Here is a 26,377-nt window from a genome sequence, read left to right on the forward strand (position 1 = left end):
GTTACTCACCTCCGTAGTAGACCCAGCGGCCTGAAGTTTTTAATAAAATGAATGTAATCAGCAATACGATAATAAACAAAATCCAGGCAAGTGCCGAAGCGTAACCCATCTTCAGAAAGACAAATGCCTCCTGATATAGATTGACTGCATAGAACAGTAGTGATTGTTCCGGTCCTCCCAATGAATTACCTCCACCGACCTTTCCGCCAGCCAAAATATACGATTCCGTAAAGATTTGAAATGCTCCGATAAGCCCCATGATAAGTTGAAAAAGAATGATCGGCGACAATGCCGGTATTGTAATTTTCCAGAACCTGTACCACCAATTCGCTCCGTCAACTTGGGCCGCTTCATAATATTGCTTTGGAACACCTTGCAATGCAGCCAAAAAAATTAAAGCACCTGCGCCGGAGCCCCATAAACTCATTAAGATGAGTGAAGGTTTTGTATAATGCGGATCAAGCAACCACGCCGGATCAGGGAGACCAAGTGTGCGCAATACCATGTTGATCAAGCCGAAGTCCGGGTTCAGCATCCATGTCCACAATAAAGCGCTTGCAACAATCGGAATAACCGACGGAAGATAGAAAATTGTCCGGTAATAGTTAATCCCTTTTACTTTGAAGTTAAGTAGTACAGCGATCAGAAGAGAAATCGACAGTGTGATAGGCACGGATATAAACGCCATAAAAAATGTATTGCCAAGCGATTTGTAGAAGCGGTCATCCGCTAATATTCCCTCGTAATTTTGAAACCCTACCCACTTAGGAGAACTGAATAAATCGTATTCCGTCATACTCAAGTAGAGTGATCCGAAGAAAGGATAAACGGTAAAAGCCAGAAAGCCGATAATCCATGGAGAAGCGAATGCCAAGCCGAGGAAAAAATAATGACGTTCCTTCCTCGACCAACCCGATTTCGTTCTTTGTTGATTAACTGGTGTGGAGACTCTCATCTTCGCGATTCTCCTTCCGTTCATTGTAGTGGTCTCGGCCCCGCCCAATATTGGACAGAGCCGAGTTTACAAACATCATTTTACCAACGGCTGAATCTTTTCCTTCACTTTGTTTAACCCTTCCTCGATACTAGCCTTCCCTCTTAAAATCGCGTCATATTGTGCGGTGAATTCCGTCATATACTCGTTCGAGAAGGAGGTAGCCGGAAAGGACTTCAGGTTCTTGCTTTCAGAGTAATCTAAGAACTCCTTGAATCCAGGCACATCAGCATAGGATGGGTTGGAAAATGCAGATGTCCGGGTCGGAAGGTTACCGATCGCAGCTGTGAATTCCGCCATTTGTTCCGCCTCTGTAATCCATTTTAGAAACTTCCAAGAAGCATCCGGATTTTTAACGCCTTTCGGAATATAGAATACGCTTGTTGTCACGTTCCCCGAGTTTTTAAGATCAGGATTGTTTTCATCGTAAGGAATTGGCGCAATGCCATAATTCAGATTAGGGGCAAACTGTTTAATGAAGGTTGGCAGCCATTCTCCGTCAATCGTCATCGCATACTTGCCTGAGAAGAACGGATTCTGGGCAGACATATATTGTCCAAGTCCGGATGAGAACCTGTCAAGGTTCTCAGAACCATATTGATCCCATATTTCCTTTGAGAGTTTAATGGCAGACTTTACGCCTTCGTGGTCAGGTGTCACCTGCTTGGCCGTTTCATCATAGAACGATCCATTAAAAGCGTAAGAGAAGGTGTATGTGTCCATTCCCGGCCATAATCCCAATCTCTGAAGACGCCCTTCACCCTCGACGATGCTCAATTTTTTGATGTATTCTTTCAATTCGCTAATCGTTTCCGGAGGACCGTCATAACCTGCCTCTTTCAAAATATCTTTGTTATAAAACAACATCGTTACGTGCATCGCAGTCGGAATAGCGTACGTCTTGCCTTCATGCTGTGAAGTACTCAATGCCGCAGGTACAAAGTCTTTAAGGTCCACGCCATCCTTGGCTATATAATCATCCAGTGGCATCATCGCACCGCGCAGTCCCCAAGGAACAACATCTTGCCCAAACTGAGAGGCGATATCCGGCGGGTTTCCTCCAGTGATCGCAGTAAGCTGCTTCTGATAATCACTTTGGGACAATCCCTTAACCTTGATGTCTGGATTGGCTGCATTCCATTTGGTAATCAATTTTTCCAATGCCTCGGCTTCTGGCCCTGTCCATCCGTACCAGAAGCTGAGCTCTACCGCTTCCTTGGGAGAATCGTTGCCCGATGTCGCGGCCTTTTCACCCGTAACACCCGTATCACCGCCTTTTTTTTGAGTCCACCCGCCTGAGCATCCTGATATGATCGTAAACAAAAGAACAAGACTCCAGATCAACGATTTTCTTTTCATTCCTCTTCCCCCTCTAAACGATGATTTACTATTTGTACTAGCTACTTTGCTGTGTTAAATCTCCCCTCCCCCGAGCGTTAGATGATTCAACAACCGGCTATTTTTTGTGAGTTGCAATAATTATTCATAATATTAGCACTTAAAAATTCCATTTCATTTCACTATCGTGTTCAAAAATAGGATTATCGTATGTTCTTATCAGCCTACTTGATCGCTTGCTTTCGAAAATCTGTCGGTGATATTCCCGTATACTTCTTGAATATTCTGCAAAAATAAGACAGCTCATTGAATCCGGTAGAAAAGCAAACATCTGTTACAGATAATTCGGGCTGCTTTAATATCATCATGGCCTGAAGGATACGAAGATCCGTCACGTACCGGTTAAATGTCCTCCCTGTCCATTCCTTGAACAGGATGCAAAAAGTAGACCTTGATAAATTGGATAAAGAGCATAACGAATTCAGTTTCAAATCTTCGTGATAGTGGTTATGGATATAATCAACAACTCTCGTCATGATTCCTCTGTACTTTTCTGATTTTTCGAAGCCTGCCCTAACAAGCTCACCATTTACTTGCCGCACCAAAATGGAGAGTAACAGAAGCAGATTGGCTTTAAGCGCAATTTGAAAAAACGGAAATCGTCTCTCGTATTCCGTAAGCATTTCATTCATCACATTTCTAACCGTAACCTCGGTTACGCTATCTAACGTAATTTTTGACTGCGCATTACTTTCCTTTCGCAAAAAATATTCAAGGAAAACTACATCAAAGAAAGCAGGATCCGTAGGCATATCCACCAATCTTTCATTTACAAAAGAAGGCATGAATTCACACCCGTAAATTTCAATTTCCTGATCTGGAAAGATTTCAACACTGTGTAATGTGAACGGTGGGATAACAAAAATATCTCCTTTCGATATTTCGTAAACCTGACTGTTTACCGTATGCACAAATGATCCTTTAGCCAAATACCAGATTTGAAAATAATCATGACAATGCGTCCATAAGCTGTTCTGAGAAGTCAATTTATACATTTTGCAAGGTAAATCTTCCAACATTTCCATCTTTGAGTTAAAATAGACCACACCCGAGCTCGTTAATTCTTCAACATTTACTTTCTCCCAATGAATACCCACTAAATTTCCTCCCTTTTCGACAAAGTAAGCGCTTACATAACAATCGGCAAAAGCTGTGAGTGCATATAAACATTATCCATAAATTTTTCTTTTCTGCACGAAACATTTGTTGAATCATCTTTCTATTTAAATCGGTATTAATCAAAATCCCAATTAACGTCAGGAGTGGGTCGTTTGACATGAAAAGTAAAATCGTATATTTGGATGGCTTGAGAGGTTTGGCTGCCTGTATCGTTGTCATATCTCATTTTTTTCAAGTGTTTGCGCCGTCTGTCTTTGAAGGCAGAAGGGAGATTGAACATTTCGCATTTGAGAACATTGCCGCCCGCACACCCCTCAATCTTGTGTTTAATGGTAATTTTTCAGTTTGTCTATTTTTTGTTTTAAGCGGATATGTGCTTAGCTGTAAATTTTTCCAAATGAAAGATAGGCACATTATTTATTCTTCTGCGACCCGCAGATACTTTCGCTTGGCCGCACCTGCCTTCCTCTCCGTAATCCTTGCTTATTTGATCGTGATATTTGGTCTCGGGGCTTTTGATAACATTCGCGGAATCACACTATCTTCCATGCCGGATCCGTTTGTTGCCAACACCGGCCTGCTGACCATGTTAAAGGAAGGCTTATTCTATACCTTTTTCACATACGGCTCACAGTACAATCCTGTACTCTGGACCATGACTTATGAACTATTTGGATCCTTTTTAATCTTTGCGTTTTTGTTGATTTTAGGCAGACGCAGCATACGCTTTGCGGGATACGCAATCCTTATCTATTTTTTTATCGATTCATACTACCTGGGCTTTGTACTCGGCATGCTTCTGAGTGATTTAAAGAACAGCAATAGGGATTGGCTAGCGTATATCAACCGTCCCTGGGTTAACTTCCTCATGTTATTCACTGGTATTTATGCAGGTTCCTATCCTTATATCAATCCTCAGGGGACATTATACTCCGTTCTCGTCTGGGAATCGGCTAACTTCTCTTTCTTCGTGTTCTATCATGTCATAGGATCATTCTTGATAATTACGGCTTTGTTGAATTCGAGCCGCATGCAGTCTCTGTTTAACCTCAAGCTTTTCGCTTATCTCGGCAAAGTGTCTTTCTCGGTGTATCTCGTGCACTTTACTATCATTTGTTCATTCGGAAGCTTTATCTTTTTGCAATTCAGTACTTTCCTTCCTTACGGGATCAATGTATTGCTTACAGCCGTTATCACTCTATTGGTAATTTTCGCAATTGCGCATGTATTCTATAGATTCGTTGATGCTAAGACTCTTTTCTTGCTGGCACGATGGAATGAGCGGATGTTCAACGGTGAGAAAAATAAGGGAATGAAGCGTCCTGTACAGGTAGAAAAGTCAATTGAGGCTGATTGAAGAAATTTAAAAGTGTGATTCGTTTTGGGGAAGTATCGCGAATACATTTATAATTTCATCCATTTATTGATACTGTGAACCATGATATACTTTTACATCTATCGATAGACATGGAAAAATAATTAAAATGAGGTATTATCAATGAAAACAAATAAAAAGTTTTACCAGAAAAAACGATGGATGATTCCGATTACTATCATAGTGATTCCTATATTAATTATTATTATTGTTGGTAAGTTTACACCTGCACTTAATACCTTTATGATCAAGCAACTTTTCGAATCCGATTCTTTTGCATCCCCTAAAGACATTGAAACTATAAAAAAACAAGTCCATGTCGATAAAGATATTAATTATGATATACATGGAATTGAGAATAGTCTTTTAGATATCTATTATCCACAAAATATTAAGGAACAGCTTCCAGTTATCATGTGGATACATGGAGGTGCATTTGTTTCAGGTAGTAAGGAACAAACTCAAGAATATGGAATGGCATTAGCCAATGAGGGATATATTGTAGCAAATATAAACTATGCCATTGCTCCAGGGAAAAAATATCCAGGTCCAATCATACAGGCTAATGAGGCTCTCAAATATTTACAGGAAAATATTGCGAAATACGGCGGTGATATGAATCAATTATTTATTGGAGGCGATTCAGCAGGTGCTCAAATCGCTAGTCAAATCATTGCAGTTATAACTAATGAAGCACTAGGAAGTTCAATGGATATTCAATCTTCTGTAAATAAAGAACAGTTAAAAGGAGCTCTTTTATACTGTGGAATTTATAATATGGATAATATGGGTACTCAATCATCCCCAATAATAAAGAAGGGAATTCAGTCGGTTTTTTGGGCATATACAGGTAAAAAAGATTTCAAATCCTTCTCTAGACTGGATGAGATGTCTACAGTTAAAAATATTACACCTGATTACCCACCTACCTTTTTAACAGTTGGAGATGCCGATCCACTGGCACCACAATCAGCAGAACTTATAGATGTTCTCGACAAGAATAACGTGGAAGTGGAAAGTGTTCTATTCGATGGTACAAATACGGACTTAAAGCATGAGTACCAATTTGATTTTAGCATTCCACATGCCGAACAAACATTCGGTAAGACACTTGAGTTCTTAAAGAAACATAGTAGATAATGATTGATGAAAATCGATGAAAATCCCTACCGACCCATAAAGGTTAGTAGGGATTTTCTGCAGATCACGTAAATATCCACCTATTTCACTCGGGCAAGAATCAATCCGTCGTAAGCAGGCAAAAGCGTGCTGACCAGCCGTTCATCACTGGCTATCGTCTCATTGAAGCTTCGAACAGCTTGCACGGATGGTCCGTTTTTGTCACTGTCCAGCGTCCGCCCTCTCAGAAAACAGTTATCCCCTGCAATAATGGCACCGGGATTGGCAAGCTCGATCGCATAGTCGAGATAAAGCGGATAATTCTCTTTATCTGCATCGATAAAGAAGAAATCGAAGCGGCGTCCTTCAAATTTGAGCTGCTCCAGGCTATCGGCTGCCGGCCCGATTCGGTATTCCGTCTTGTCCCTGAATCCTGCCTTCTCCAGATGAGACCCGGCGAGTGAAGCATACTCTTCTTTCAACTCCAGCGAAGTCAGTCTTCCGCCTTCACCTAAACCGCGGCAGAGGCAGATGCCGCTGTAGCCACCCAGAGCGCCTATTTCCAATACTTCCTTCGCACCAGATGTCTGGACCAGCAGAGTAAGTAGACGGCCATATGCAGCCGCGACGGACACTTCAGGCATACCTTGCTCCCGTATCACTTCTTTTACAAGCTGCAATTCTTCATCTTCGGGGTATAATTGGCTAACATAATCATCAGGTGTCATATGCAAAGAGATATCCTCCTTTAAATAATATCAAAGATAACGTGCTAAAAATGTGAATCTGACGAATCCTATCATATGATAATTGTCTTGCCTTGTACAATCGCATATACTATATAAATTGAACCGGCGGTGCTTTTCGCGCCGTACACACCGTAAATGGAGTTGACTTTGTTAATGTCTCGATTACAACTAATCGCTACCGCCCCCATGGGCCTTGAAGCTGTAGTTGCACGTGAATTGAAAGAACTCGGATATACTGACACCGAAGTGGAGAACGGAAGAGTAACATTTTCCGGGGATTTGATCGACATCTGCCGCTGCAACCTGTGGCTTCGTACGTCGGACCGGATTCTTGTCAAAATGGGAGAGTTTAACGCGCTCACCTTTGACGAACTATTTGAAGGGACCAAGGCTCTTCCTTGGGAAGACTGGATTCCCGCGAATGGCGAATTTCCTGTTGAAGGACGTTCACACAAGTCACAACTGAGCAGCGTTCCAGCCTGCCAGGGTATCGTTAAGAAAGCGATTGTAGAAAAGCTTAAGCTTTCCCATCATACAGAATGGTTCCCTGAAAATGGTGCGCGATATGTCATCGAAGTATCCTTGCTCAAGGACCGCGCTATCTTGACCCTCGACACAACGGGCCCCGCGCTGCACAAACGGGGATACCGCAAGCTCATTACCGAAGCACCGCTAAAGGAAACGATGGCTTCCGCTCTGATCCAATTAAGCCGTTGGGGCCCGCATCGTCCGCTCTATGATCCATGCTGCGGTTCAGGTACGATTCTGATCGAAGCGGCTATGATGGCATGGAATATCGCTCCAGGCCTGCGTCGTTCATTCCCTTCAGAGCATTGGGACATCATTGGCAACGATCGTTGGGCGGATGCGCGGGATGAGGCCTTTGATGCTGTCACAGACGACATTCCGCTCGAACTGGCTGGCAGCGACATTGATCCAAAAGCTATTGAAGTTGCCAAAGCTGCTGCTAAAAGCGCAGGGCTCGCTGGGGTCATCGATTTCCGGGTGCTTCCCGCTTCCAAAGCGTTGCCAGAAGGCGACTATGGCTGTCTCATTACCAATCCGCCTTACGGTGAACGCCTGAGCGAGAAGGAAGAAGTGGAACGTCTCGTCCGGCAGCTTGGCGGAATGGCCAATCGGATTCCGACATGGTCCTTTTTTGCCTTGAGTCCGACAAAGCAATTCGAGCATTACTTTGGCCGCAAAGCGGACAAGCGGCGCAAGCTGTTCAACGGACGGATTGAGTGTCAGTACCTGCAATATCTCGGCCCGCTTCCGCCTCGTCCACGCCCGGCTGAATAATTAACAACATCGTCTTGTTACAACAGCCGCCTGCATAGGCGGCTTTCGTTCTTTAGTATTCATTAGATATGAAAATAAGGCTTTTACAGCCGCTTCAAGGAGGGTATCCATTTGCTGACATTGTCGCCGGGAGGCTTTAAAGACCGACTGAGCCGTAGTCTGCAGAACCGGTACGCGGCCTACATTTTATTTATCATCATCATGCTTATCAAACTTGTCTTGATGCATTACAACCTGCAGGTAAAGAATATCGACATGAATCCGGTCGATTATATCATTGCCATCGGTTCACTCATCCTAGTATCATTCTGGACCTTTTGGCTTCCAATGAGAGGCAGGCTCAGCGCATTAATGCTATTGAACCTAATCCTCACGGGAATCATTTATGCCGATCTCGTCTTTTACCGTTATTTTGAAGATTTCATTACCGTCCCGATTCTTATGCAAGCCGGTCAGGTAGGATCGCTGGGAGAGAGCATTAGATCACTGATACATTGGCGGGATCTGTTCTTTTTTATCGACTGGATCGTCCTGGTTCCATTAACGGTGTCCCTTGTCTTTCGTAAACGCCGAGTACGGGGGTATATGGAAGGGCCTATCTTTGGCACTACCTCTCGCCGCAAAGTCGCGGTTCGCAGATTCATTACAGGTACAATAGCACTTCTCCTTGGATTCGTTCTCACTTTTGTACCGATTAAAAAGATATCCAAAACATGGGCTGTCGGTCTGTTTGAGAGCAATTGGTGGAACGTTACCCTATATAATGTCACTGGACTAATCGGATTTCATGGCTACGACATCTACCGATATGCCAAAGACCATTTAGGTCTCCAGCCTGTCTTAGATCAAGAGGAAGTGGATCAGAATCGGAAATGGTTTGACAAGAAGCAAAATGAGCTGAGCACAACGAACGCAACTTTTAGTAAATATCAGGGAAGCAATGTAATCATGATCCAAGTCGAAGCGTTCATGAATTTTATAGTAAATCAAACCATTAACGGACAAGAAATCACTCCGAACTTCAATAAGCTTATAAATGAAAGTATGTATTACAGCAACTTTTACCATCAAACGGCTCTTGGACGGACTTCGGACGCAGACTTTGTAACACAGAGTTCCCTGCTTCCGCTTCCGGCGGGTTCGGTATTTACACGCTACCCTCTCCATGAGTACGACACCATACCAACGATACTCAAGGAACACGGTTATGCAGCAAATGTATATCATTCCTATGACAGCAGCTTTTGGAACCGGCATACTGTGTATAAAGAAATGAATTATGACCGCTATTACAGTAAAAAAGATTTCGAGCAGGATGAGATGATCGGTTGGTCGGTCAGCGATGAATCCTTTTTCAAACAGTCGCTAAACATGATGAAGGACGTACCGGAGCCGTTTTACTCATTTTTAATTACATTAACCAGCCATCATCCCTATGCATTACCGAAAGAGAGACAACAACTTGATACCGGTGAGTTTCAAGGGACCATGTTTGGGGATTATCTGCAGTCCATGCACTATGTTGATCAAGCACTGGGCAAGTTCGTGGAACAGATGAACACCCAAGGACTGTGGGATTCTTCGATATTGATTATTTATGGGGATCATGATAATTCCATCAAGGATAAGGCCATGTATGAACAGTTTATGGACCGCCCACTAAACGATCTTGATATGGAGCAGATCATGAATCAAGTACCGCTTCTGATCCATCTACCTGATGGGGGCAGTGCCGGTGTTTATCCGGAAGCAGCAGGCATGATGAACACGGCACCGACGATTTATCATCTGCTCGGAATTTCTCCGAAGCCGTACTTCCTGATGGGAGACAGCCTTCTGGGAGAGCAGAAACGCCTAATTCCTCTCCGCAGCCGTGTATTCTCGGACAATGAAGTATTCTACATTCCGGCGGAAACAGGCAGTTTTGAGAATGGCACCTGCTACAATTTGTCGACACGTCAACCAACCGATATCAATGCTTGTCGCCAAGGGCATGAGGAAACTAACAAATTATTAAAAATATCCGATCAGGTTATCACATATGATCTGCTCAAGCAGTATAAAGCTTCCGCTCGAGATAAAAAATAAACTCCCTTTAGCGCACGAACCGTTCAGCAGTATATGGTTCGTGTGTTTTTTTATACTTTCTTATCTCTAAAAAAAACCCGTTAAGAGTCAGACTCTTAACGGGCAGCACAGGATCGTGCTCTTACCTTTGATTTGAATGAAGCTTGGACAGACGTTCCTTCTCTTCGCCGAGCATCTCCTCCGCCAATTCAACAGCTTGCTTATTAGCGTTTCCCCTGATTTGACGGACAGCCTGTTCGGCATGAGCCAAGGAATTGTTCGCTTGCTGAATTAGCTGCTCTGTGGGATGAGACAAAGCTGAAGAAACTGAACGATGCAATTTCTCTGCCGAGTCCATGGCGCTGTTGGCCGGATTGTTCGACTGAAGACTGGAATCGTGACTGTTCATGACGGTTGCTCCCTTCTCATTTCAAGGTTCCTGTTGCATCCTTAGCATGGATGTGTTCGAGAGGAACTATTCACTAAAAGGGGAAATATAAATCCAGAGCAACCGTTCATAGCCAGACCATTAAGAAAACTACTTAATAAAGGGCTTTACTTTCTCCAGCACTTCATCCTCTGTCGGAGCACTGATGTAACGACCGTTCACATAAACAAAAGCACGTTTCTTGCAGGGCCCACAGTACGATTTACAACCCACTTTAATGTCGGCATCGGGCGCCAGCTTTTTCAACTTAGGAATTATAGTCTTTAGTGAAGTAGTCTTGCATTTTTCACATACGCGAATATCATTTGCCATGTCTCGTAACCCTCTTTACTAAACGACCTAGTGGTCGCCGTGATTTCCCTTGGACGGATTAGTTATAACGAACCCTTCTTGTGGGAGGTACAAATAATCGATCTTGACGCCATCAAGGAGTTCCTGCCCGGACTCCAAAATCACATCGATTTCTTTATCGGTTGATACTACCTCGTCGTTTTCCTTCGGCGTATCTAGGTCAAGCCCGTAATGAGCATGATCACCGTGGGCGTGTGTAATGACAACACGGAGTTTTTTACCTTGATTTTCTTCCTTGTCCAATTCTCTCTTTATCACTTTAGCCGCATTGCGGGTAATTTTACAGTTCATTTATGTTCATCTCCTCAAGTTTCAATCACTCAATATTTTATTTTAGTCCCCACAGAATGTTTTCGCAAGCGACGTTTCCGTTAACGAACTGGCGGGATACGCTGGGGGTTGTCCGAATTCAGTTCAGGATACTTTCGCTCAATCCGACCTACGAACCAGTTCATGAGCAGCATGGTCACTCCGATGTCATCGATTGGCATAAACGGCATAATATCAGGCAGCACCCAGTACAGCACAGCCGGTATAAAGAATAACAGCTTGTCTCCGATAGGAACATGTGGTGAGGACAAGTATTTGAATATACGCTTAAAGACGTGAGACCAACGCCGAAGCGATAGCAGTTTTCTCCATTTCATGGCGCTTCCTCCATCTGAATTATCAAAGAAGAGACAGCCACCGGATCATCAAAATACTCAAACATGGCGGCTGTCTCCCCTTGTATAGCTTACGCATTTTTACTGAAAAAGTTTCATTCCCATTTCAATCCAGCGACATGAAAGCAGTCATTATTGAACTCACCTCGACACACAAGTCCTCGAAGTCCTCTACTGGAAGCGGATTGAATCCCCGTCCGATTTCAACCGTGAATCCCGGCCTACGAAAATGCTGTATAAACCAGTCTTTATATCCCGCATCGCTTCCCTGCAGCTTGACCGGACGGTAGCTGCTAGCCTTACCTAATGTAACTGCCCATCTCTCACTTTCCTGCGGCTCATATCCCCGGTAATTCCAGTATATTTCTTGACCTTGGCTGTGGAGTGATACGGCACGGACAGGAGAAATTTGGAGCGTGTGCCGGGCTAAAGCCCCTGCTTCGGGCTCACACAGCGGGGCTGCTCCTGCATAATCCTGCGGGCAGGGAGCTGTCTTGCCCCGTCTCTCTACCTCTTCCTCCCAGTGAGCAGGAAACTGGTCACCCAGGTCCACGCCATGAATGTTTGCTTTCCACCGCCGGAAATCGTCCCTTCCACCGTTCCAGTGCAATAACTGATCGTAATACCTATGATCCGGTAAAACTCCCTCCTGGACAAGCTCAACGCCATCCGGGTTAGCCATAGGAACAAGCCACAATGTATAGTTCTGATACCATTTGTCCGGCTCATAGCCATCAAAATGGTAACCTTCTGTTAGAGCCGATGCGTAATTTTCCAGAAACCTAAGAAGACATGGAGTAGTGATCCATTCATTCGCATGTAAAGACGCATTCACATGAAGATGCCTTTTACCGACGCCTATTTTGACCGCATGCAGCGGTTTACCCATAACGCTAACTCCAATTGTGCTGCATTCGATCTTGGGATATTGTACCGTCAGCACATCCAAGTCTACCGCCAAATCCCGGGGTCCATATTCACCGGACAACCTGATCCTATGTCTCGGCTCCGAGGGCGGAAGAACGATCGTTTTACCGATGGGAAAAGTATAAATCGACATCCCGGGGTTCATGTCCTCCAGCGTTTCTGGCTGGAAATGAAATGTACGGGCAATACTTTCCGGACTGTCTCCTTCCTGTATTACGTATCTTCGGCGTAATGACGTCGGAAGAAACATCATTTGACCCGGTAGCAGATAAGGCTGCTGTCCAGCCCATGGATTAGCAGTAATAAGTTGTTCCCTAGCTAAGCCATATTTCGCCGCAATCCTTAGAAGTGTATCCCCTTTTTGCACGATATACTGCCGCATGACGTTATTCCTTTCTGGCAGCCATAGCCGCCGCCTTTTTGCCATCTACTGCATATGTATGTGGCAGAGGTTGTACGAAATGTCGTCGTTAGTGCTTTTAATGTGAAAAACCGGACTCCTAAAGGAATCCGGTTTGCGTTTGCATTATTAATAGATGGGATTAGAACTTAGTGATCTGCCATACTACAGGAGTCCGCTTTATTTGTTCTCCCAGCCACTCTGTTGCGATGCTTTGGAACATCTCAGCGTCACCTGAGCAAAAAAACTGATGAATCGGCGTATCCTCACCACTCGAAAGCTGGCCCTTGTCATACAAAATCGTGCTGATCTCCCGAGCTGTTTCATCTGCTGAGCTAATGAGTTTCACTCTTGGCCCCATAACCTGCTGTATCGTATCAACCAGAAATGGATAATGGGTACAACCAAGAATTAGGCAATCAATGGTGGTTTGTTTTATGCCATAGAGAGAATCCTGTACGATCCTAAGCGATTCAGGCGAACGAAACAGGCCTTGTTCAACGAGTGGTACTAATGTTGGACATGCCTGGCTTTCTACCTCTACGTATGGCGACAGTTGTTTAAGTGCCGACGTATATGCACCGCTATTTATCGTCCCTACTGTTCCGATTACACCGACATGCCCGGTCTTCGTTGCGCTGATCGCCGCGCGGGCTCCCGGATGGATAACGCCAATCACCGGAACAGACACTTTTGCTGAGATATAATCAAGCGCCGCTGCAGTTGCCGTGTTGCACGCGATGACAATCATTTTGGGATCATATTGAAGTAAGTAATCTACGATTTGTTCCGTAAATAAACGGACTTGTTCCTTGGTACGGGGTCCGTAGGGTGCACGGGCAGTATCTCCGAAGTAAATAATTTTCTCTCTTGGGAGCTGTCTCATCACTTCTTTAACGACAGTCAGCCCACCTACACCCGAGTCTAGTATTGCGATTGCTTGCTGCACGAACACACCGCTTCCTTCTTGTCATTATTCTTATCGTTTAGCTGTGTTACCATATGTCGTTTCTACATAAAACGTACCTAGATCTTAACCCAATTCTGTCTCTTCTTCAACTTTGAGAGGTTCTGGACATAGCGTTTTTCAAGGGATTGTCCACAGAATGGAAAAGATCACCCGGCCTCGAGAGTCACCAATTATCGTATACTATAAAGATTATAGAGCCTACAAGTGCGTGTTCAAAAAGGTCGGTTTTCAGCACCGAGAAGGTTGGATGAAGCTAGGGACTGAGGAGCGGAGCGTACGGTTGGGTACGTGAGCACCGGAAGGACCGGCTGAATTCAAGATTCGATGCCGAGCCCACTTCCTGATTCACTTCGTGATCAAAAGCGGACTTTTTGAACAACCTCTACAAGAGAAAGACAGGTGAACTACGATATGCTTGACAGATTGGAATTACAAGAAGTCGCTGAACAATTCATCTTTCGCTGTTACGAAGAGCTGAACCGGACACCCGAAGAGGCGGAAGAAAGAATCGACAACATCCGGAACGAAATCGAACGAACCGGTACATATGAACATACTTTTCAAGAACTAGAACACGGTGCGAAAATGGCTTGGCGGAACAGCAATCGATGTATCGGAAGATTGTTCTGGGACAAACTCCGCGTCATAGATGCCCGCAATTGCAGGGCAACTGAGGATTCAGCATTCCAGCTTCTTCATCATATTAACAGCGCCACTAACGGTGGAAAGGTCATACCCACAATTACCGTATTCGGTCCTTCAACTCCGGGACAGGACACGATCCGGATCTGGAACCATCAGCTTATCCGCTATGCGGGCTACGAAACACCCGAAGGAATCACCGGAGATCCGGCCTCCGTTTCATTTACACAACAATGTCAGCAGCTCGGCTGGTCCAGTGCTGGAACTGAATATGACATCCTGCCCCTTGTCATTCAGAAGGGGCAAGATACACCAAAATGGTATCGCATTCCCGAGGAAGCCGTCCTGGAAGTTCAGTTAGAGCATCCTGATATTCCTTCCTTCTCCTCTCTCGGATTGCGGTGGTATGCCGTGCCCATCATTTCGGATATGTCTTTGGAAGTTGGCGGGATTACATACCCTTCAGCACCTTTTAACGGATGGTACATGGGAACGGAGATCGGGGCGCGCAACTTAGCGGATACTGATCGCTATAACAAGTTGCCCCTTCTGGCCGGGCTTATGGGATTGAATGTTAGCAGCGAAACAACACTGTGGCGTGACCGGGCGTTGGTCGAGCTGAATTATGCCGTTCTCTATTCCTACAAAAAGGCCGGCATCAGTATCGTTGACCATCATACGGCTGCGACGCAGTTCCGTACCTTTGAAGAACGGGAGGACAGAGCAGGGCGTGAAGTTACGGGAGACTGGACATGGCTCATTCCCCCGGTATCTCCGGCAACTACCCATATTTTTCACAAATCATATAAAGATGAAATTCAAAGCCCTTCCTTTCAATATACGAAAAAACCTTAATGACTGGTTTATTAACCTCCGATATTTCCTTCAAATGGGGGTGTCCAAAAGGCCGTTGACCTGGGACACCCCCTTAGTCTGTTATGAGACGCTACGCGTACGAATCATTCCTCCAATCTCTCTTGCCCCCGAATTTCCTGAGTCATTTATTAGCGGAAGAAATTCGGGGACAAAGGAGACCGCTACCGCTTTTCCGGAATCGCTTCGTCCTCTCCGCTGCTTTGTGCCCATATTCACTTCAAAAACAAAAAATTTCCGTAGATACGGCCAAAAACTTGCTTTATAAGAGAGAACAAGAGTAAACCAAACAGCGGTTATTGAAACGAAGCTCTCTCCCTATTCATTTGGAAGTAAAAATTTCATTTGAATCACAGGGGGATTTTACCATTCCAGACGAGAATCTATTATTCATAACATCATGATCTCAGACTATGGACGTTTCAAAATAATAACGGAGTCCGAGGTGATATTTATGGGTAAGAAATATTCAAATGCGCTGTCCAGACCTTTAAAAAAGTTAACAGTTCTCGCGCTCACCGCTGCGCTATCCGGAAGTTTCATCGGGACGGTCCAGGCCGATCGCTCTCCATGGGAATATAAAGCCAGTATGTCTGAATACGGCTCCCCTGCATCAGTATATTTTGACAATCTCAATATTTATGTGGGGTGGCAGCCAATAAACCATAAAGGAACGGTCATGGTTCAAGCGGAACCGCTGCTAAAAAGTCTCGGGTATCAAATTACATGGGATGTTACAGAGAAGAAACTTACCGCTGAGCAAGCCGGAAAGGTTTCCCTTACTTTTTGGGCGCAGCGTGCTGAGGCGGAAGTAAATGGCCAATCCGTTCATACTCTCCCCGCGGCACCATTTATGCACGAGGACCAGCTTTGGGTTCCTCTCCGCTTTACTGCGCAGAGTTGTGGATTAGTAGTAACCTGGACTGCAAAAGGGTCTTTTGTTTCAGTCCGTGATCCCAATGCCCAGATTCATTTACGTGTCGGAACACGTGCAGATCATGAAACTACCGGGCAGCCCTCCGCCCTTATTCAATACATGAAAGAAAATTGGGAAACCAATGTTCAAATTAACCTCACAAGCCCCAAAGACTTCTCCAACAAAACTAAAGTTAAACTTGCGGCAGGGGACATGGAATCATTAATGCTGCTTGGCGACGCCTATGAATTTCGAGATGATCTGCTGGAGTCGATAGCCCTGGATCTCAATGAAAGCCTTCAGTCTTATCCATCCTTAAAAGAGCTTACTGATGATTCCAATATAGCCGTGCGTAAAATCGGCGGAAAAGTGTATGGTATTCCAAGGCCCGCTGATCTTAACGATGCGCCCTTCCCTGCTCTGCGCCAAGACTGGATAGATACACTGGGAAGCAAACAGCCCGTAACAATGGACGAAATGTTTAACTTGCTGAAACAATTTGTGAATAAAGATCCCGATGGGGATGGCAAAGACAACACAATTGGCATGTACGGATATGTGAACGCTAATAATCTGGGCTCCCTCGCATGGGTAGAGCATGCGTTTACAGGAAGTCCGGAACGGTTTAGCATTTCTGAATCAGGTACCGTCGTGGATCATGCGTTAAGCAAAGGCCAGCGCCAAGCCTTAGAATGGCTGACCCGTGCGTATGCCCAAGGTCTTATAAACAAGGATTTCGCCACGATTGATCCAGAGACGGCTATGGAAGGAGTTAAGAAAAAAAATGTCGGCCTCGCAGTGCTGAAATTCGATGAGGCTGCCAAGCTAACCCTAGACAAAAAAGGTAGCTGGACACCGCTATCAGGACTGAAGGCTAGTAGCAATGCACCGGAGATTTCTCCTTGGAATTCTGCAGGCGGCGGTATGTACATCGTATCAAGGATGGCGAAAGTGGAAGTCTTGAAGGTGCTGGAATGGCTGGACCGAGGAATTGTGATGTCGGAAACCGGCAAATGGGCGGAAATTGAGGGATTGAAAGAAGGAGACCACTCCGCCATTCAAAATCTGTTCGGCCGTAAGGACTTACTGAAATCCAACGCTCTGCTGAATGACCTTGCCCCTGAAACACAGAAATTGTACGAAGGAGCAGCTACACGATGGCATCAGATCTCCTATGAAGGCCAAACACTACCCGAAGCCAATCTATTGTGGAGCCAGGGTCAGCACACCAAGTTCATTCACAAACTGAACGAAACGAAAGTTAAGGTCATTATGGGGGAAATTTCATTAGATGAATGGGACGTATACGTAAAAAAAATGGCGAGTAGTGAAGATTATAAGAGCATGATCAGAGACTTTAACAAGTTGATTCATTCAAAGTAAGTGAAACAGCCCTGAAAGATCCGTTTCCCGGATTCAATCAGGGCTTGCTTAATTAACGGTTTAACTACACTTCTTCTTCAGCCTTAATAATCACATCGTCATCGTTAAAAGAAGATACCTGGACAGCTCCCTCTTCATCAGCGACCCAGCCTTCTTTTTTGTTCCGCCATGTCTGAATGTCAGAGATTACGCCTTCAGCCCGATCTGTTACCACGCCAATTAGATTGATTCCCTGTTCGCCTACTTTTCCGGCAACCTCCTGAACCTTACCTCCGACCTGGCGAGCGCCGTCCGCAATATCCTGACGCAATTCTCTGCCGGATTTTGGTGCCAAAAGAAGTGCAGTCACAGAGCCGGCAATACTTCCGATCAAAGCTCCCCACAAAAGACCCTTGCTCTTCTCTTTCATTGTTCATCTCTCCTTCTTCGTCTAATCGGCATGCCCGTCACCTGACTTGGAAGTGCGGCGGTTCCACGTGTACCAGAGTGTCATACCTGCATCGAACCAACGAAATACTTCACCGATGCGGCGTTCGTTCTCCAGACGGGCCCGTTCCATATGCTCGACTGCAGCCAGCGATGCCCGCTTGCTGACCGAATGCACAGCATTGGCAGTTTTCACTACAACAGAGGCTGCCTCGCTAATAGATATCGCTATGGATTCACCTGCCGCCAACTGACGCTGGATGCTATCCAAAGATACCGAGGCCCGCTCCAGCACCCTTGAGGCTTCCTTCGACAGCTGTATGCATTCGCCTTCCAGCTTTCCAAGCACTGCCTCTGTGCGAAGCAGCATTCTTCTGACAGACAGCATAATACCTATAATCGCGGCAGCAATTAACAAGATGCCTATAGCAACAGCCAAGGCGCTCCATTCCGCCATATGTCCACCCTCCCCAATGTCCGGCTGACCGGGCGAATGCCTAGTCGCATGATGCATTATAAGCAGGATGGGCTTGTATTGACACAAGGATTGTAATTTTTTTATGAGGAGGTACTGCCCGCTCTCCAGATAACCAAAAAAAGCCCCGCACAGTAATTTCCTGCGCGAAGGCTAATTAAGTAACGATGATATGTAACTGTGTGAATGCTGATTACATCATGCGGTTTAAAGTTCCTGCTTGAGATAATCACGCACATTCACTGCAAACTGCTCCAGTACATCAGGAAGAACGGATGACAGCGGGTGAAGGGTATGGCGTTCCCAATCATAATATTCCTGAACGAGCGGTTTACGCAGCCGTACCAGTTCGAGCAGCACAGTATGGACCTCACTTGTCATCACTTTTTCTTCATGAGTAATATCCATAATGTCCTCGTAGCTACTAGCATCCCTCATAATAAAGCCATCGATCAGATAACTGCCTACATCTGTCACAACTTCAATCGCCAAATGAAGAGCCCGCTCCTGGACTAGTCCGAATACCAGACCTCCGTCCCAAGATTCGGCCGCCTGCTTCAGTCCACTGGCAATTTCGGGAATGGCGTTTAGACGCCGTTCAATTTGTTCCTGGTTAACATAATACACGGCTGATCTCCTCCAGCATGTCTTATATATGATCTAACAATTGTGTTCAATGCAAATATGATTACCGTAATTATACTTCGAAGTCCACACTAATCGAAACTTCCTTCACTTCGTTGATGTAACGAATGACTTCCTGGTGTACAGGATGCACATTATACGCCTGTAAATCTTCCAGTGAATCCACCTCCGAGATCAAAGCTAAATCATATGACCGCTCCGAGCGGATGATATCACTTCCTACCTCAAGAGAGCGGAGCTGGGGGATCTTACCCTGCATATCTCTCAGCACTTGAACGGTCCGTTCGATATTGTCCGTTGTGGGCTCTTTTAATTTGAAAAATACGATATGTTTAATCATGATCTGTTCCTCCGTCACTGAAATGTTATGTCTCCTATTCTATCATACCTTTACCAACCAAAAAAAGAAATCGCTGTCATCAAGAAGGCCTTTGCACATTAAGTGGATTCATTGCTTACGCCTGCCCCATCCGTTCTATCATGTTTCGTGCGATCACGGATTCTGCCTTCCGTAGATCTGCGGCCCCTAAGCACATCGCCATATTTTTGCACGATAACACCCCCGCTTGACAGATCATTCGCTCGTTTGCATACTTCACGTGCATATTCGTTCGGTTTATCAAACGGCTCCGTAAACTTATGCGAAACGAGCAGTGCAAAATTCGTATTGGATGATCCAAGTGCCGGATCTTTATAAGAATGCCCATTAGCAGCCATAACGCCGCTATGATTTTCCACCACCACATGACCGGACGGATTACTACAGAACGTACGCACACGGGTTCCAACCGAGGTATTGTAAATGAACTTGCCTTCATACAGATGTTCGTTAATTTCTCTCATCACGATATCAGAGGTCTCTACCCGGACACCGACATCTACCTGATTGTTATGCATTTTGAGCCTTCGCTTTTTCAGCACACTGCTCAGCCATGCAGATCCGTCACGCCCGGGAGCCACCATAACCAAATCGGCTTCATGAATTTCTCCGCCTTTCATGGTAATGCCCGTAATTCGGTGTCCGCCGTCCTCTTTAACAGTATTCAAATCTTCCACTTCAGCTCGGAAGACCATATCAATTCGCGTTGTTAAATACTCATATATGGATTGCAAAATCTCAAGGTTCTGCTCCCAGCAATACCTTGCTGTGTGGTGACTTCAACGTCAATTCATAACACGCGAAAATACCGGCCGGACCCGCTCCAACGACAATCACATCATAATTACTCATCTTATCCCCCTGTATGACTATACTGTTCTGGCAGATGGGCGCGTAAAATTTTCGGCCAACCAATGTAAATATGCAGGCACAAAAAAATCCCAGCTATGAATAGGTATGCAAAAGCACCCCGTTCGTAGCCAGGAATTTACGGTCCCCTGTAGAAACCCCCAAACCATATTTTTAGGGATATACGAATTTGTACCAATTTCCAAGTTAAATACTCATCCATAATTTAAGTTATTAATACGAATGTGTCAACAAAAAAATATAATATAATTCGTATTTAGAGTCTGATGAGAGAATGAAGCAACGAAATTCGACTATATCAAGGGCTAAAAAACGAACATTAACTAAGAATAGCAAAATGAAATACATCTTCTAATTTCCGGGACTAAATCAGTCCCGAAGCCTCAAATACATGAGATGGAAACAAATGATAGACGAAGCCTATTGAAAGTACCTTGTCGAATATTGTAGTATGGTGGTAAAAAAAGTCGGAGGAATTATGCCTACTAAACCGCAACAAGAAAAACACTCCATCGAGGCGTGGTCCCTGATCAATCGCAAATATTTGGGAAAAGGCGTACGCGTTAAACGTTTCCGTAAGCCAACCCGCTGCCAGATTCGTAACCGCGTACTGCTTGCCATCCTGATGGCCAATGATATTAAATTATCCCAGTTAGCCGAGGAGCTGGGCGTTTCTTCTCGAAGCGTCAGCGCTTGGGTATATGAAGGTCGTATTCCTGGAAAGAACAATCTTGAGAAAGCTTGCGATTATCTAGGATACCCACGTCATATTTTATTCAGAGAGGAACTGCTGGAGAAGTCGCCGCTGATTTGTCAGCCCGAACCTTCCCGCTTTATGAAAAGAACACTGACACGTTCGCCTGTGAGCAACCGGATACTGACCGGACTTTGCATGGTGCATGATTTGTCCGTTAGCGATGTAAGCCGTTGGATCGGTGTTCATCCAGGAACATTTCGCAAATGGCTGCACCAAGGAACTCTGCCATCCTATGCTTTTCAGGAAAAAGCAGAATTGTTCTTCCGTATTCCAAAATCCGTATTGTTCGCTGATTGCGTACTACATCCGGATACGAAATCATCCCGTTAATTCATACAAAAGCTCCGATTCAGGTTTCAACGCCAAGAATCGGAGCTTTTGTTATGGCTTATACATATTTAGCTCCTCTTAGGGAATACAAGTAACAAACAATTAAAGGAGCAACTGCATACATGATAGATAAAGATACTGGTATGGCACTCGGGCTTCTAGCGGGAACGACATTTGGAAGTGGGATTGGATTTCTACTAAGTTGGCATTCCTATAATCTAATTTGGATCGTAACCATTTGTGGCGGAATAGGCGTATTGGCTGGTCTCTTGTTCGCATTTAGATCACACCGTACACGCAGATCGCGACAAAATTAACAAGTTACCCATCCGTTGATGAATCGACGAGTGAGGGCAGCTTGACATTCATACCTACAACCTCAACACACCACTCTTTTTCCAGTGCATGCCTCCGTCTGTCGTCTTGTACAGAATGGCTGGTTTCTCGCTGTCTAATGTGATCATCCACCCATGGCTTTCGTCTGCCATAGCGAGCAATTGTCCACTGCTTCCTTCCAGCGCCTGCTTACCGTTCTCCCACGTCTTCCCGCCGTCTGTCGTCCGCCCTACGGTGTTCGGCTTGTCACAAGGCGCACAGTAGCCTCCCATCACGGCTGTGTTCCTGTCCACAACATACAGCGGTCCTGGGGCAACACCCTCGTTCTTAGGCGCATCTGTCTTATCGGGCGGATATCCGGGAGCCGGACCGCCGCCGGCAGTAGAATTGGCAACAACCGTAATCCACGTTTTTCCGCCATCGGATGTATGGAACAGAGAATATGCCGTCTGACTCATTCCGCTGCCACCGATCACTTCCAACCATGCATCCTGTTTGCCCATGGAACGGATAATTACCCCACCCAGCAGGTCTGTTGTCTCCTTTGAAGTAGTCTTTTTCCATGACGCCCCACCATCGGCTGTTTTCATAATTTGAAACGAATCATCTTTGAGCTGACGGACAACCCATCCAATGGATTCATCATGAAAATACACCTCACCGACAGTCCCTTTCGGTATTTGAAGATTGCTCCATGTTTTACCTCCGTCCCGGGTTAATGCATGACCGACAAAACCAGTCTCTGAGGAAGTAAAATGAAGAAATCCATCGTTCGGCGCTTTGCTCAACTGTTTCCAGCTTCCTCCTCCATCACGGGTACGATAGATTTCAAGCTCCTCCGTAACCGCCCAGGCCTCCTGATCATTCAATGCGAAGATTTGCTTTACAACGCCTTGCGGTTTAGCTTGAATAACCCAACTTTCTCCCCCATTATCAGTGCGGGCAATCCAGCCATCCCCTCCTATCCAGCCGGATTGATTGTTTATCAGCCGAAGTGCTGCGACATTGTTCAAGCTGGTAACCGGACCCTTCTCCTCGTTCCCCGTTATTGGAGCGGGATTCGGTTTAATATCTTCTGTATTTTTGCTGCTTCCTGTATCCGAAGGCGTGGAATCCACTGCTCCCGAAGGAGTTGTTCCACTGTCACCTGGTGCAGAAACTGTCTCCTGTGAATGATCCTGTTCCACAGATTCGGCGTTCGTCCCGTCTGTCTGGCAACCTGTTACAAAGAGCATCATCATGATGATCAGTAATGAACCCATGGAAATCAGACGTTTTGATTGTGACATGCTGACTCCTCCCTTCGATGTATTTTGTTCTTGTTATGATCCTCCCTTATTCTACCATGTATCCATTTTCGGGAAATTCACTCATGCATATTATAGTTTATAAACTGGTTGTTTATCTTGAACTTCATCACACTGTATTTAATCATAAAGGAATTCCGGTAGGCCAAATGGGGTGATTTAGGCTGCTGGACACCCCTCCTTTAAAAATGAACATTTAAGGGAGGACTTTTTATGGCAGTAACTGCAATTCCAACATCTTCTGCTACATGTGGAACAACAAAGGATACGAATGTCGGCCTCAATCCCAATACAAATGCAAATGATAAAGTTCAAGCATTTGCTGATGCTTTTAGTTCCGCGGCGAGCACCGCAAGCTCGAATTGCCACAACTTGCCGGGGAAACTCATTCTCGGCCTGTGGGGAGGAGAATCGGGCTGGGCTACCGGGAATACCCAGAAAAACAACCAAAACTGGGCCAACATGACTTACACGAATGACTCGAATCCCCCTGGTAATATCGGTAAAGGTAGTAACGGTTGGGCGAAATTTTGTGGTAGAAATACTTTTGCCACAGGTTTTGCTGGATTCTTGAAGAACAACTCTCGTTATTCTGATTTAATCAAATATCTTAAAGAAACGAACAGTCCCGATGCCAACACATGCGCAAAGTACATTGCAGATGCTGGTTATGGTGGCTCGGATCATAAGGCTTATTATGATCTCTTGGTTGGATACATGAGCACCCTCTGCAATAGAAGTGATTATTGCTAGGATAAAATTTCGACGATAGACTAAAAATGCCTGTGACCCCGTGTCTCTCTAGAACACGCGGTCACAGGCATTATATGAGTCAAGCTATAATCCCCTTGAACCATATACGTAAATATCAATTTCTTTTTGCAGCCAACTCCCATAACCTTTTACTTTATAAACTTTCCATTCTTTTAACTTTTTTGGATTCTGAACTGCTAAGAAAAGGTCCTCAGGCTTTTTATCATCTACATAGAACAAAATATCTTTACTGGCTGGAGCATTCTCACCAACTTGAGGCACATAAGATGGCTTATTTAGTCTTACATAAGTATAGCTAGATGAAACGCTCCCTTCCTGGGTGGCTTCACTATATTTAATAAAATCCAATTCATCTTCAGTTTTCACACGAATGTCGCTTTCCACATCTGTGGTCAAAAATCCTCTGTATACTTCATTGTACAACGTTGTTAAGTTATAAATAATCGCCCGATTAGCCTCTTGCCCTGTACTCGAAATTTCTGGAAACTCAGTTACAAAAATGTCCTTATCTCTCTGAACAACAATCCCAGTGATTAGGGAAGACTGCTCCTTTTCATCAATGGTTACTGTCTTTGTTTGCTGGTTCCAATTTACATTTTGATTCAAGCCTTCTGCAATTACACGCAATGGAACCAATGTCGTTCCATTTTCAATTTTTACGGCTTCCGAACTGATTTTCTTTCCATTAATCAAGATGGTCACTACGTCTGCAGCATATGCAACATTAACAGCTCCAAGGATAAGCAAAGCAGCAATGGACAATCCCATTTTTTTCATTAAAATCTCCCCCTTACTTAAAAGTATTCGCCCTCAAGATAATACACATGTAATATATTGCACTTATATTCAAGTGTCAACCATATTTAGACATAATTACCTGATATTATTGCAAGATCGAAACAACAACTGTATCTACATAAAAATCACCGCTCTATTTCCGTCAAGGAAAGTGGGCGGTGATTTTTATTGCAAAGAATACCCGTATTCTGGCGCTCATCCTTTACCATTGATTTTTAATCGAGAGAGAAACCTGGTTTTTGCATTTTGATAGTCAAGAAATTCAAGGGGTTTCGAATAAAAAAATACTTTTCCTGGCTTTTTGTAGTGTACAAGCCCCTCATTTGCCGTAGTTAAAAAGAAATTCTTTCCATCTATCACGCTGTGCTGTTTCCAAATGTTGCTCTTTAACTTAAATAACCATTCAGGTGAACGTAAAACAATAATAAATCGATCGTTTGCATTTGTAATCTGGGCATCAATTTCGCTGAACAGATCCGATTTTGTATCTAGAAAAACAATGTTAATAGAATGTTCTGTATTAATCCGCAATGAATGATTGTGTTCAATGACTGCTTTTAATATCGAATAGTCTGATAGAGCTATTACCCTATCTATTCGGAATTTAATATAGCCTAAAATAAGAAGAATAATTGACAAATATAGCATTGCGCCTACTGCTTCCAATGTGCCCACTCCTTTTTATCTCCAAAGAATAAGGAGATATTAATTAGCAGCATAATTATGGAAATACCTAAAACCGTGTATATGGACTCTATGACGGTTGCATGATAAAAAGGCAAGAAACACTTCAATACTACAACACTGATCAAAATGAAGTTTCTAAGAAATGGATTATTATTCAATACTTTAGCTTTACCAAAACATCCGCAAGTGGAACTACCTGTTCTTCTCTTCTTTATCCATAAAAATGTAGTGAAGAAAACCAATAAAGCTAACACTAAGAATTCTTTTATAATAGACGGATAGCTGATTGAATAAGCTATGAAAATTGCAAATTCAAGGATCAACACACTATATGCAGCTAATGCTACCAAATACACAGGTAAAACTTTATAAGAGAAAATTTCAGACTTAAACACGGTGATTAGATTTACTTTTGAAAGAAAAGAGAAAAGAAAAACACTGGCTATAAAAATGTCAAGATAATGAGCGACTACGTGCAATTTCATCACCTTCTCTCCATAAGTCCAGAAGATCATTGACTTGCCGAATAGCTTTGTAACTGATTACTTTTCCTCGAGTGTCAATGAAATACGTTTGAGGAGTTCCTCCTATACCAATATCTACAAATGGTCTATCAGCAAAAGAAATAAGATGAAAATTATAGCCAAGTTGCTCACGAACCACCTCATTATCTTCTTCTGAACCATTCGTTATGAGAAGAAACTCGAAGTGGCTGCTCTCATTAAACATTTTGAGTTCTGGCATCAGTCGAAGGCAATGACCGCAACTTAAAGAGACTGCACAAACTAATCGAATCTTTTCTGATTCTATTGGAAGTCCTAACAAATCAAGCGGATAATTGCTGCCGGTCGAAAGAATTGATTGTTCAAGATTAGACATTTTTTATCCCTCCAAA

28 protein-coding genes, 1 pseudogene and 1 riboswitch are annotated in these 26,377 nt (G+C 44.2%); of the genes and pseudogenes, 9 read left to right on the forward strand and 20 right to left on the reverse strand.

What is annotated here, in order from left to right; translation table 11 throughout:
• Window position 1: 1 nt before the first annotated feature.
• The 3 genes from MNQ98_RS21830 to MNQ98_RS21840 all read right to left on the reverse strand — a co-directional run bounded on the left by MNQ98_RS21830 (window position 2) and on the right by MNQ98_RS21840 (window position 3,489).
• Complete coding sequence (locus MNQ98_RS21830) at window positions 2–955, reverse strand: carbohydrate ABC transporter permease (protein ID WP_241930125.1); 954 nt, start codon at window positions 953–955, stop codon at window positions 2–4.
• A 75-nt stretch (window positions 956–1,030) separates the two neighbouring features.
• Window positions 1,031–2,353 (reverse strand): ABC transporter substrate-binding protein, encoded by a 1,323-nt coding sequence (locus tag MNQ98_RS21835; RefSeq protein ID WP_241930126.1) that lies wholly within the window; start codon window positions 2,351–2,353, stop codon window positions 1,031–1,033.
• A gap of 203 nt (window positions 2,354–2,556) precedes the next feature.
• Window positions 2,557–3,489, reverse strand: a complete 933-nt coding sequence (locus MNQ98_RS21840; protein WP_241930127.1) for a helix-turn-helix domain-containing protein — start codon at window positions 3,487–3,489, stop codon at window positions 2,557–2,559.
• Window positions 3,490–3,668: 179 nt separating this feature from the next.
• Here MNQ98_RS21840 and MNQ98_RS21845 point away from each other — a divergent pair, with 179 nt between their 5' ends.
• Both MNQ98_RS21845 and MNQ98_RS21850 read left to right on the forward strand, forming a co-directional pair.
• Window positions 3,669–4,868 (forward strand): acyltransferase family protein, encoded by a 1,200-nt coding sequence (locus tag MNQ98_RS21845; RefSeq protein WP_241930128.1) that lies wholly within the window; start codon window positions 3,669–3,671, stop codon window positions 4,866–4,868.
• A 141-nt stretch (window positions 4,869–5,009) separates the two neighbouring features.
• Window positions 5,010–6,026, forward strand: a complete 1,017-nt coding sequence (locus tag MNQ98_RS21850) for an alpha/beta hydrolase (protein WP_241930129.1) — start codon at window positions 5,010–5,012, stop codon at window positions 6,024–6,026.
• 80 nt (window positions 6,027–6,106) lie between these two features.
• On the opposite strand, the gene MNQ98_RS21855 is transcribed toward MNQ98_RS21850, so the two are convergent.
• Window positions 6,107–6,733: an O-methyltransferase gene (locus tag MNQ98_RS21855; protein WP_241934003.1), complete on the reverse strand. Its 627-nt coding sequence runs from the start codon at window positions 6,731–6,733 to the stop codon at window positions 6,107–6,109.
• Between the two features lie 174 nt (window positions 6,734–6,907).
• On the opposite strand from MNQ98_RS21855, the gene MNQ98_RS21860 reads away from it, so the two are divergent.
• Both MNQ98_RS21860 and MNQ98_RS21865 read left to right on the forward strand, forming a co-directional pair.
• Window positions 6,908–8,056, forward strand: coding sequence for a THUMP domain-containing class I SAM-dependent RNA methyltransferase (locus MNQ98_RS21860; protein WP_241930130.1), 1,149 nt, complete (start codon window positions 6,908–6,910; stop codon window positions 8,054–8,056).
• 105 nt (window positions 8,057–8,161) lie between these two features.
• Window positions 8,162–10,144 (forward strand): LTA synthase family protein, encoded by a 1,983-nt coding sequence (locus tag MNQ98_RS21865; RefSeq protein WP_481856783.1) that lies wholly within the window; start codon window positions 8,162–8,164, stop codon window positions 10,142–10,144.
• Between the two features lie 121 nt (window positions 10,145–10,265).
• On the opposite strand, the gene MNQ98_RS21870 is transcribed toward MNQ98_RS21865, so the two are convergent.
• From MNQ98_RS21870 to racE, 6 genes are all read right to left on the reverse strand, one after another.
• Entirely contained in the window at window positions 10,266–10,532 is a 267-nt protein-coding gene (locus MNQ98_RS21870) for a hypothetical protein (RefSeq protein WP_208918454.1), read from the reverse strand.
• Between the two features lie 129 nt (window positions 10,533–10,661).
• The gene (locus MNQ98_RS21875; protein WP_208918453.1) at window positions 10,662–10,883 is read right to left on the reverse strand and encodes a YuzB family protein; all 222 of its coding nucleotides are present in this window, start codon (window positions 10,881–10,883) and stop codon (window positions 10,662–10,664) included.
• Window positions 10,884–10,910: 27 nt separating this feature from the next.
• Window positions 10,911–11,213 (reverse strand): iron-sulfur cluster assembly accessory protein, encoded by a 303-nt coding sequence (locus MNQ98_RS21880; protein WP_241930132.1) that lies wholly within the window; start codon window positions 11,211–11,213, stop codon window positions 10,911–10,913.
• An 80-nt stretch (window positions 11,214–11,293) separates the two neighbouring features.
• Complete coding sequence (locus MNQ98_RS21885; protein WP_241930133.1) at window positions 11,294–11,569, reverse strand: hypothetical protein; 276 nt, start codon at window positions 11,567–11,569, stop codon at window positions 11,294–11,296.
• A 124-nt stretch (window positions 11,570–11,693) separates the two neighbouring features.
• Complete coding sequence (locus tag MNQ98_RS21890; protein WP_241930134.1) at window positions 11,694–12,896, reverse strand: M14 family metallopeptidase; 1,203 nt, start codon at window positions 12,894–12,896, stop codon at window positions 11,694–11,696.
• Window positions 12,897–13,056: 160 nt separating this feature from the next.
• Window positions 13,057–13,863: a glutamate racemase gene (gene racE / locus MNQ98_RS21895; RefSeq protein ID WP_277883683.1), complete on the reverse strand. Its 807-nt coding sequence runs from the start codon at window positions 13,861–13,863 to the stop codon at window positions 13,057–13,059.
• A 432-nt stretch (window positions 13,864–14,295) separates the two neighbouring features.
• Between racE and MNQ98_RS21900 the strand changes: the two genes are divergently transcribed.
• Together MNQ98_RS21900 and MNQ98_RS21905 are read left to right on the forward strand one after the other, a co-directional pair.
• The gene (locus tag MNQ98_RS21900) at window positions 14,296–15,381 is read left to right on the forward strand and encodes a nitric oxide synthase oxygenase (protein WP_241930136.1); all 1,086 of its coding nucleotides are present in this window, start codon (window positions 14,296–14,298) and stop codon (window positions 15,379–15,381) included.
• Window positions 15,382–15,853: 472 nt separating this feature from the next.
• Window positions 15,854–17,698, forward strand: coding sequence for a stalk domain-containing protein (locus tag MNQ98_RS21905; RefSeq protein WP_241930137.1), 1,845 nt, complete (start codon window positions 15,854–15,856; stop codon window positions 17,696–17,698).
• A gap of 64 nt (window positions 17,699–17,762) precedes the next feature.
• On the opposite strand, the gene MNQ98_RS21910 is transcribed toward MNQ98_RS21905, so the two are convergent.
• The 5 genes and pseudogenes from MNQ98_RS21910 to MNQ98_RS21930 all read right to left on the reverse strand — a co-directional run.
• Complete coding sequence (locus MNQ98_RS21910; protein WP_241930138.1) at window positions 17,763–18,107, reverse strand: YtxH domain-containing protein; 345 nt, start codon at window positions 18,105–18,107, stop codon at window positions 17,763–17,765.
• Window positions 18,108–18,128: 21 nt separating this feature from the next.
• Window positions 18,129–18,581: a DUF948 domain-containing protein gene (locus tag MNQ98_RS21915; protein ID WP_241930139.1), complete on the reverse strand. Its 453-nt coding sequence runs from the start codon at window positions 18,579–18,581 to the stop codon at window positions 18,129–18,131.
• Between the two features lie 225 nt (window positions 18,582–18,806).
• Entirely contained in the window at window positions 18,807–19,226 is a 420-nt protein-coding gene (locus tag MNQ98_RS21920; RefSeq protein ID WP_241930140.1) for a DUF86 domain-containing protein, read from the reverse strand.
• 70 nt (window positions 19,227–19,296) lie between these two features.
• Window positions 19,297–19,584: a Dabb family protein gene (locus MNQ98_RS21925; protein ID WP_241930141.1), complete on the reverse strand. Its 288-nt coding sequence runs from the start codon at window positions 19,582–19,584 to the stop codon at window positions 19,297–19,299.
• Between the two features lie 152 nt (window positions 19,585–19,736).
• Window positions 19,737–20,375: pseudogene (locus MNQ98_RS21930) on the reverse strand (FAD-dependent oxidoreductase); the annotation flags it as partial.
• Between the two features lie 205 nt (window positions 20,376–20,580).
• Window positions 20,581–20,680, reverse strand: a riboswitch (purine riboswitch).
• Between the two features lie 291 nt (window positions 20,681–20,971).
• Between MNQ98_RS21930 and MNQ98_RS21935 the strand changes: the two are divergent.
• Together MNQ98_RS21935 and MNQ98_RS21940 are read left to right on the forward strand one after the other, a co-directional pair.
• Window positions 20,972–21,580 (forward strand): XRE family transcriptional regulator, encoded by a 609-nt coding sequence (locus tag MNQ98_RS21935; RefSeq protein ID WP_241930142.1) that lies wholly within the window; start codon window positions 20,972–20,974, stop codon window positions 21,578–21,580.
• A gap of 122 nt (window positions 21,581–21,702) precedes the next feature.
• Window positions 21,703–21,897 carry a hypothetical protein gene (locus tag MNQ98_RS21940; RefSeq protein WP_241930143.1) on the forward strand — a complete coding sequence of 65 codons (195 nt, stop codon included), beginning with the start codon at window positions 21,703–21,705 and terminating at the stop codon, window positions 21,895–21,897.
• A gap of 54 nt (window positions 21,898–21,951) precedes the next feature.
• On the opposite strand, the gene MNQ98_RS21945 is transcribed toward MNQ98_RS21940, so the two are convergent.
• Complete coding sequence (locus tag MNQ98_RS21945; RefSeq protein WP_241930144.1) at window positions 21,952–23,205, reverse strand: WD40/YVTN/BNR-like repeat-containing protein; 1,254 nt, start codon at window positions 23,203–23,205, stop codon at window positions 21,952–21,954.
• Window positions 23,206–23,436: 231 nt separating this feature from the next.
• Here MNQ98_RS21945 and MNQ98_RS21950 point away from each other — a divergent pair, with 231 nt between their 5' ends.
• Window positions 23,437–23,976, forward strand: a complete 540-nt coding sequence (locus MNQ98_RS21950; protein WP_241930145.1) for a glucosaminidase domain-containing protein — start codon at window positions 23,437–23,439, stop codon at window positions 23,974–23,976.
• An 84-nt stretch (window positions 23,977–24,060) separates the two neighbouring features.
• Here the strand turns inward: MNQ98_RS21950 and MNQ98_RS21955 are convergent, their stop codons facing one another.
• The 4 genes from MNQ98_RS21955 to MNQ98_RS21970 form a co-directional block, all read right to left on the reverse strand.
• A complete protein-coding gene (locus MNQ98_RS21955; RefSeq protein ID WP_241930146.1) occupies window positions 24,061–24,774 on the reverse strand; it encodes a stalk domain-containing protein in 714 nt (237 codons plus the stop codon).
• 216 nt (window positions 24,775–24,990) lie between these two features.
• Entirely contained in the window at window positions 24,991–25,461 is a 471-nt protein-coding gene (locus MNQ98_RS21960; RefSeq protein WP_241930147.1) for a hypothetical protein, read from the reverse strand.
• The gene (locus MNQ98_RS21965; protein WP_241930148.1) at window positions 25,449–25,967 is read right to left on the reverse strand and encodes a MauE/DoxX family redox-associated membrane protein; all 519 of its coding nucleotides are present in this window, start codon (window positions 25,965–25,967) and stop codon (window positions 25,449–25,451) included. Before MNQ98_RS21965 ends, MNQ98_RS21960 begins: the two co-directional genes overlap by 13 nt.
• Window positions 25,936–26,361 carry a TlpA family protein disulfide reductase gene (locus MNQ98_RS21970; RefSeq protein WP_241930149.1) on the reverse strand — a complete coding sequence of 142 codons (426 nt, stop codon included), beginning with the start codon at window positions 26,359–26,361 and terminating at the stop codon, window positions 25,936–25,938. The genes MNQ98_RS21965 and MNQ98_RS21970 overlap by 32 nt, the downstream gene beginning before the upstream one ends.
• Window positions 26,362–26,377 lie beyond the last annotated feature (16 nt).

It is taken from the genome of Paenibacillus sp. N3/727 (assembly GCF_022637315.1).
Lineage (GTDB): Bacteria > Bacillota > Bacilli > Paenibacillales > Paenibacillaceae > Paenibacillus_AQ > Paenibacillus_AQ uliginis.

Bases quoted from the DNA above. Each gene is read 5' to 3' on its own strand.
- MNQ98_RS21935 (WP_241930142.1), top strand. From the start codon at position 20,972: ATGCCTACTAAACCGCAACAAGAAAAACACTCCATCGAGGCGTGGTCC.
- MNQ98_RS21850 (WP_241930129.1), top strand. From the start codon at position 5,010: ATGAAAACAAATAAAAAGTTTTACCAGAAAAAACGATGGATGATTCCG.
- MNQ98_RS21860 (WP_241930130.1), top strand. From the start codon at position 6,908: ATGTCTCGATTACAACTAATCGCTACCGCCCCCATGGGCCTTGAAGCT.
- MNQ98_RS21830 (WP_241930125.1), bottom strand. From the start codon at position 955: ATGAGAGTCTCCACACCAGTTAATCAACAAAGAACGAAATCGGGTTGG.
- MNQ98_RS21885 (WP_241930133.1), bottom strand. From the start codon at position 11,569: ATGAAATGGAGAAAACTGCTATCGCTTCGGCGTTGGTCTCACGTCTTT.
- MNQ98_RS21965 (WP_241930148.1), bottom strand. From the start codon at position 25,967: ATGAAATTGCACGTAGTCGCTCATTATCTTGACATTTTTATAGCCAGT.
- MNQ98_RS21900 (WP_241930136.1), top strand. From the start codon at position 14,296: ATGCTTGACAGATTGGAATTACAAGAAGTCGCTGAACAATTCATCTTT.
- MNQ98_RS21950 (WP_241930145.1), top strand. From the start codon at position 23,437: ATGGCAGTAACTGCAATTCCAACATCTTCTGCTACATGTGGAACAACA.
- MNQ98_RS21880 (WP_241930132.1), bottom strand. From the start codon at position 11,213: ATGAACTGTAAAATTACCCGCAATGCGGCTAAAGTGATAAAGAGAGAA.
- MNQ98_RS21870 (WP_208918454.1), bottom strand. From the start codon at position 10,532: ATGAACAGTCACGATTCCAGTCTTCAGTCGAACAATCCGGCCAACAGC.
- MNQ98_RS21915 (WP_241930139.1), bottom strand. From the start codon at position 18,581: ATGGCGGAATGGAGCGCCTTGGCTGTTGCTATAGGCATCTTGTTAATT.
- MNQ98_RS21875 (WP_208918453.1), bottom strand. From the start codon at position 10,883: ATGGCAAATGATATTCGCGTATGTGAAAAATGCAAGACTACTTCACTA.
- MNQ98_RS21940 (WP_241930143.1), top strand. From the start codon at position 21,703: ATGATAGATAAAGATACTGGTATGGCACTCGGGCTTCTAGCGGGAACG.
- MNQ98_RS21905 (WP_241930137.1), top strand. From the start codon at position 15,854: ATGGGTAAGAAATATTCAAATGCGCTGTCCAGACCTTTAAAAAAGTTA.
- MNQ98_RS21890 (WP_241930134.1), bottom strand. From the start codon at position 12,896: ATGCGGCAGTATATCGTGCAAAAAGGGGATACACTTCTAAGGATTGCG.
- MNQ98_RS21855 (WP_241934003.1), bottom strand. From the start codon at position 6,733: ATGACACCTGATGATTATGTTAGCCAATTATACCCCGAAGATGAAGAA.
- MNQ98_RS21845 (WP_241930128.1), top strand. From the start codon at position 3,669: ATGAAAAGTAAAATCGTATATTTGGATGGCTTGAGAGGTTTGGCTGCC.
- MNQ98_RS21970 (WP_241930149.1), bottom strand. From the start codon at position 26,361: ATGTCTAATCTTGAACAATCAATTCTTTCGACCGGCAGCAATTATCCG.
- MNQ98_RS21955 (WP_241930146.1), bottom strand. From the start codon at position 24,774: ATGAAAAAAATGGGATTGTCCATTGCTGCTTTGCTTATCCTTGGAGCT.
- MNQ98_RS21925 (WP_241930141.1), bottom strand. From the start codon at position 19,584: ATGATTAAACATATCGTATTTTTCAAATTAAAAGAGCCCACAACGGAC.
- MNQ98_RS21945 (WP_241930144.1), bottom strand. From the start codon at position 23,205: ATGTCACAATCAAAACGTCTGATTTCCATGGGTTCATTACTGATCATC.
- MNQ98_RS21910 (WP_241930138.1), bottom strand. From the start codon at position 18,107: ATGAAAGAGAAGAGCAAGGGTCTTTTGTGGGGAGCTTTGATCGGAAGT.
- MNQ98_RS21835 (WP_241930126.1), bottom strand. From the start codon at position 2,353: ATGAAAAGAAAATCGTTGATCTGGAGTCTTGTTCTTTTGTTTACGATC.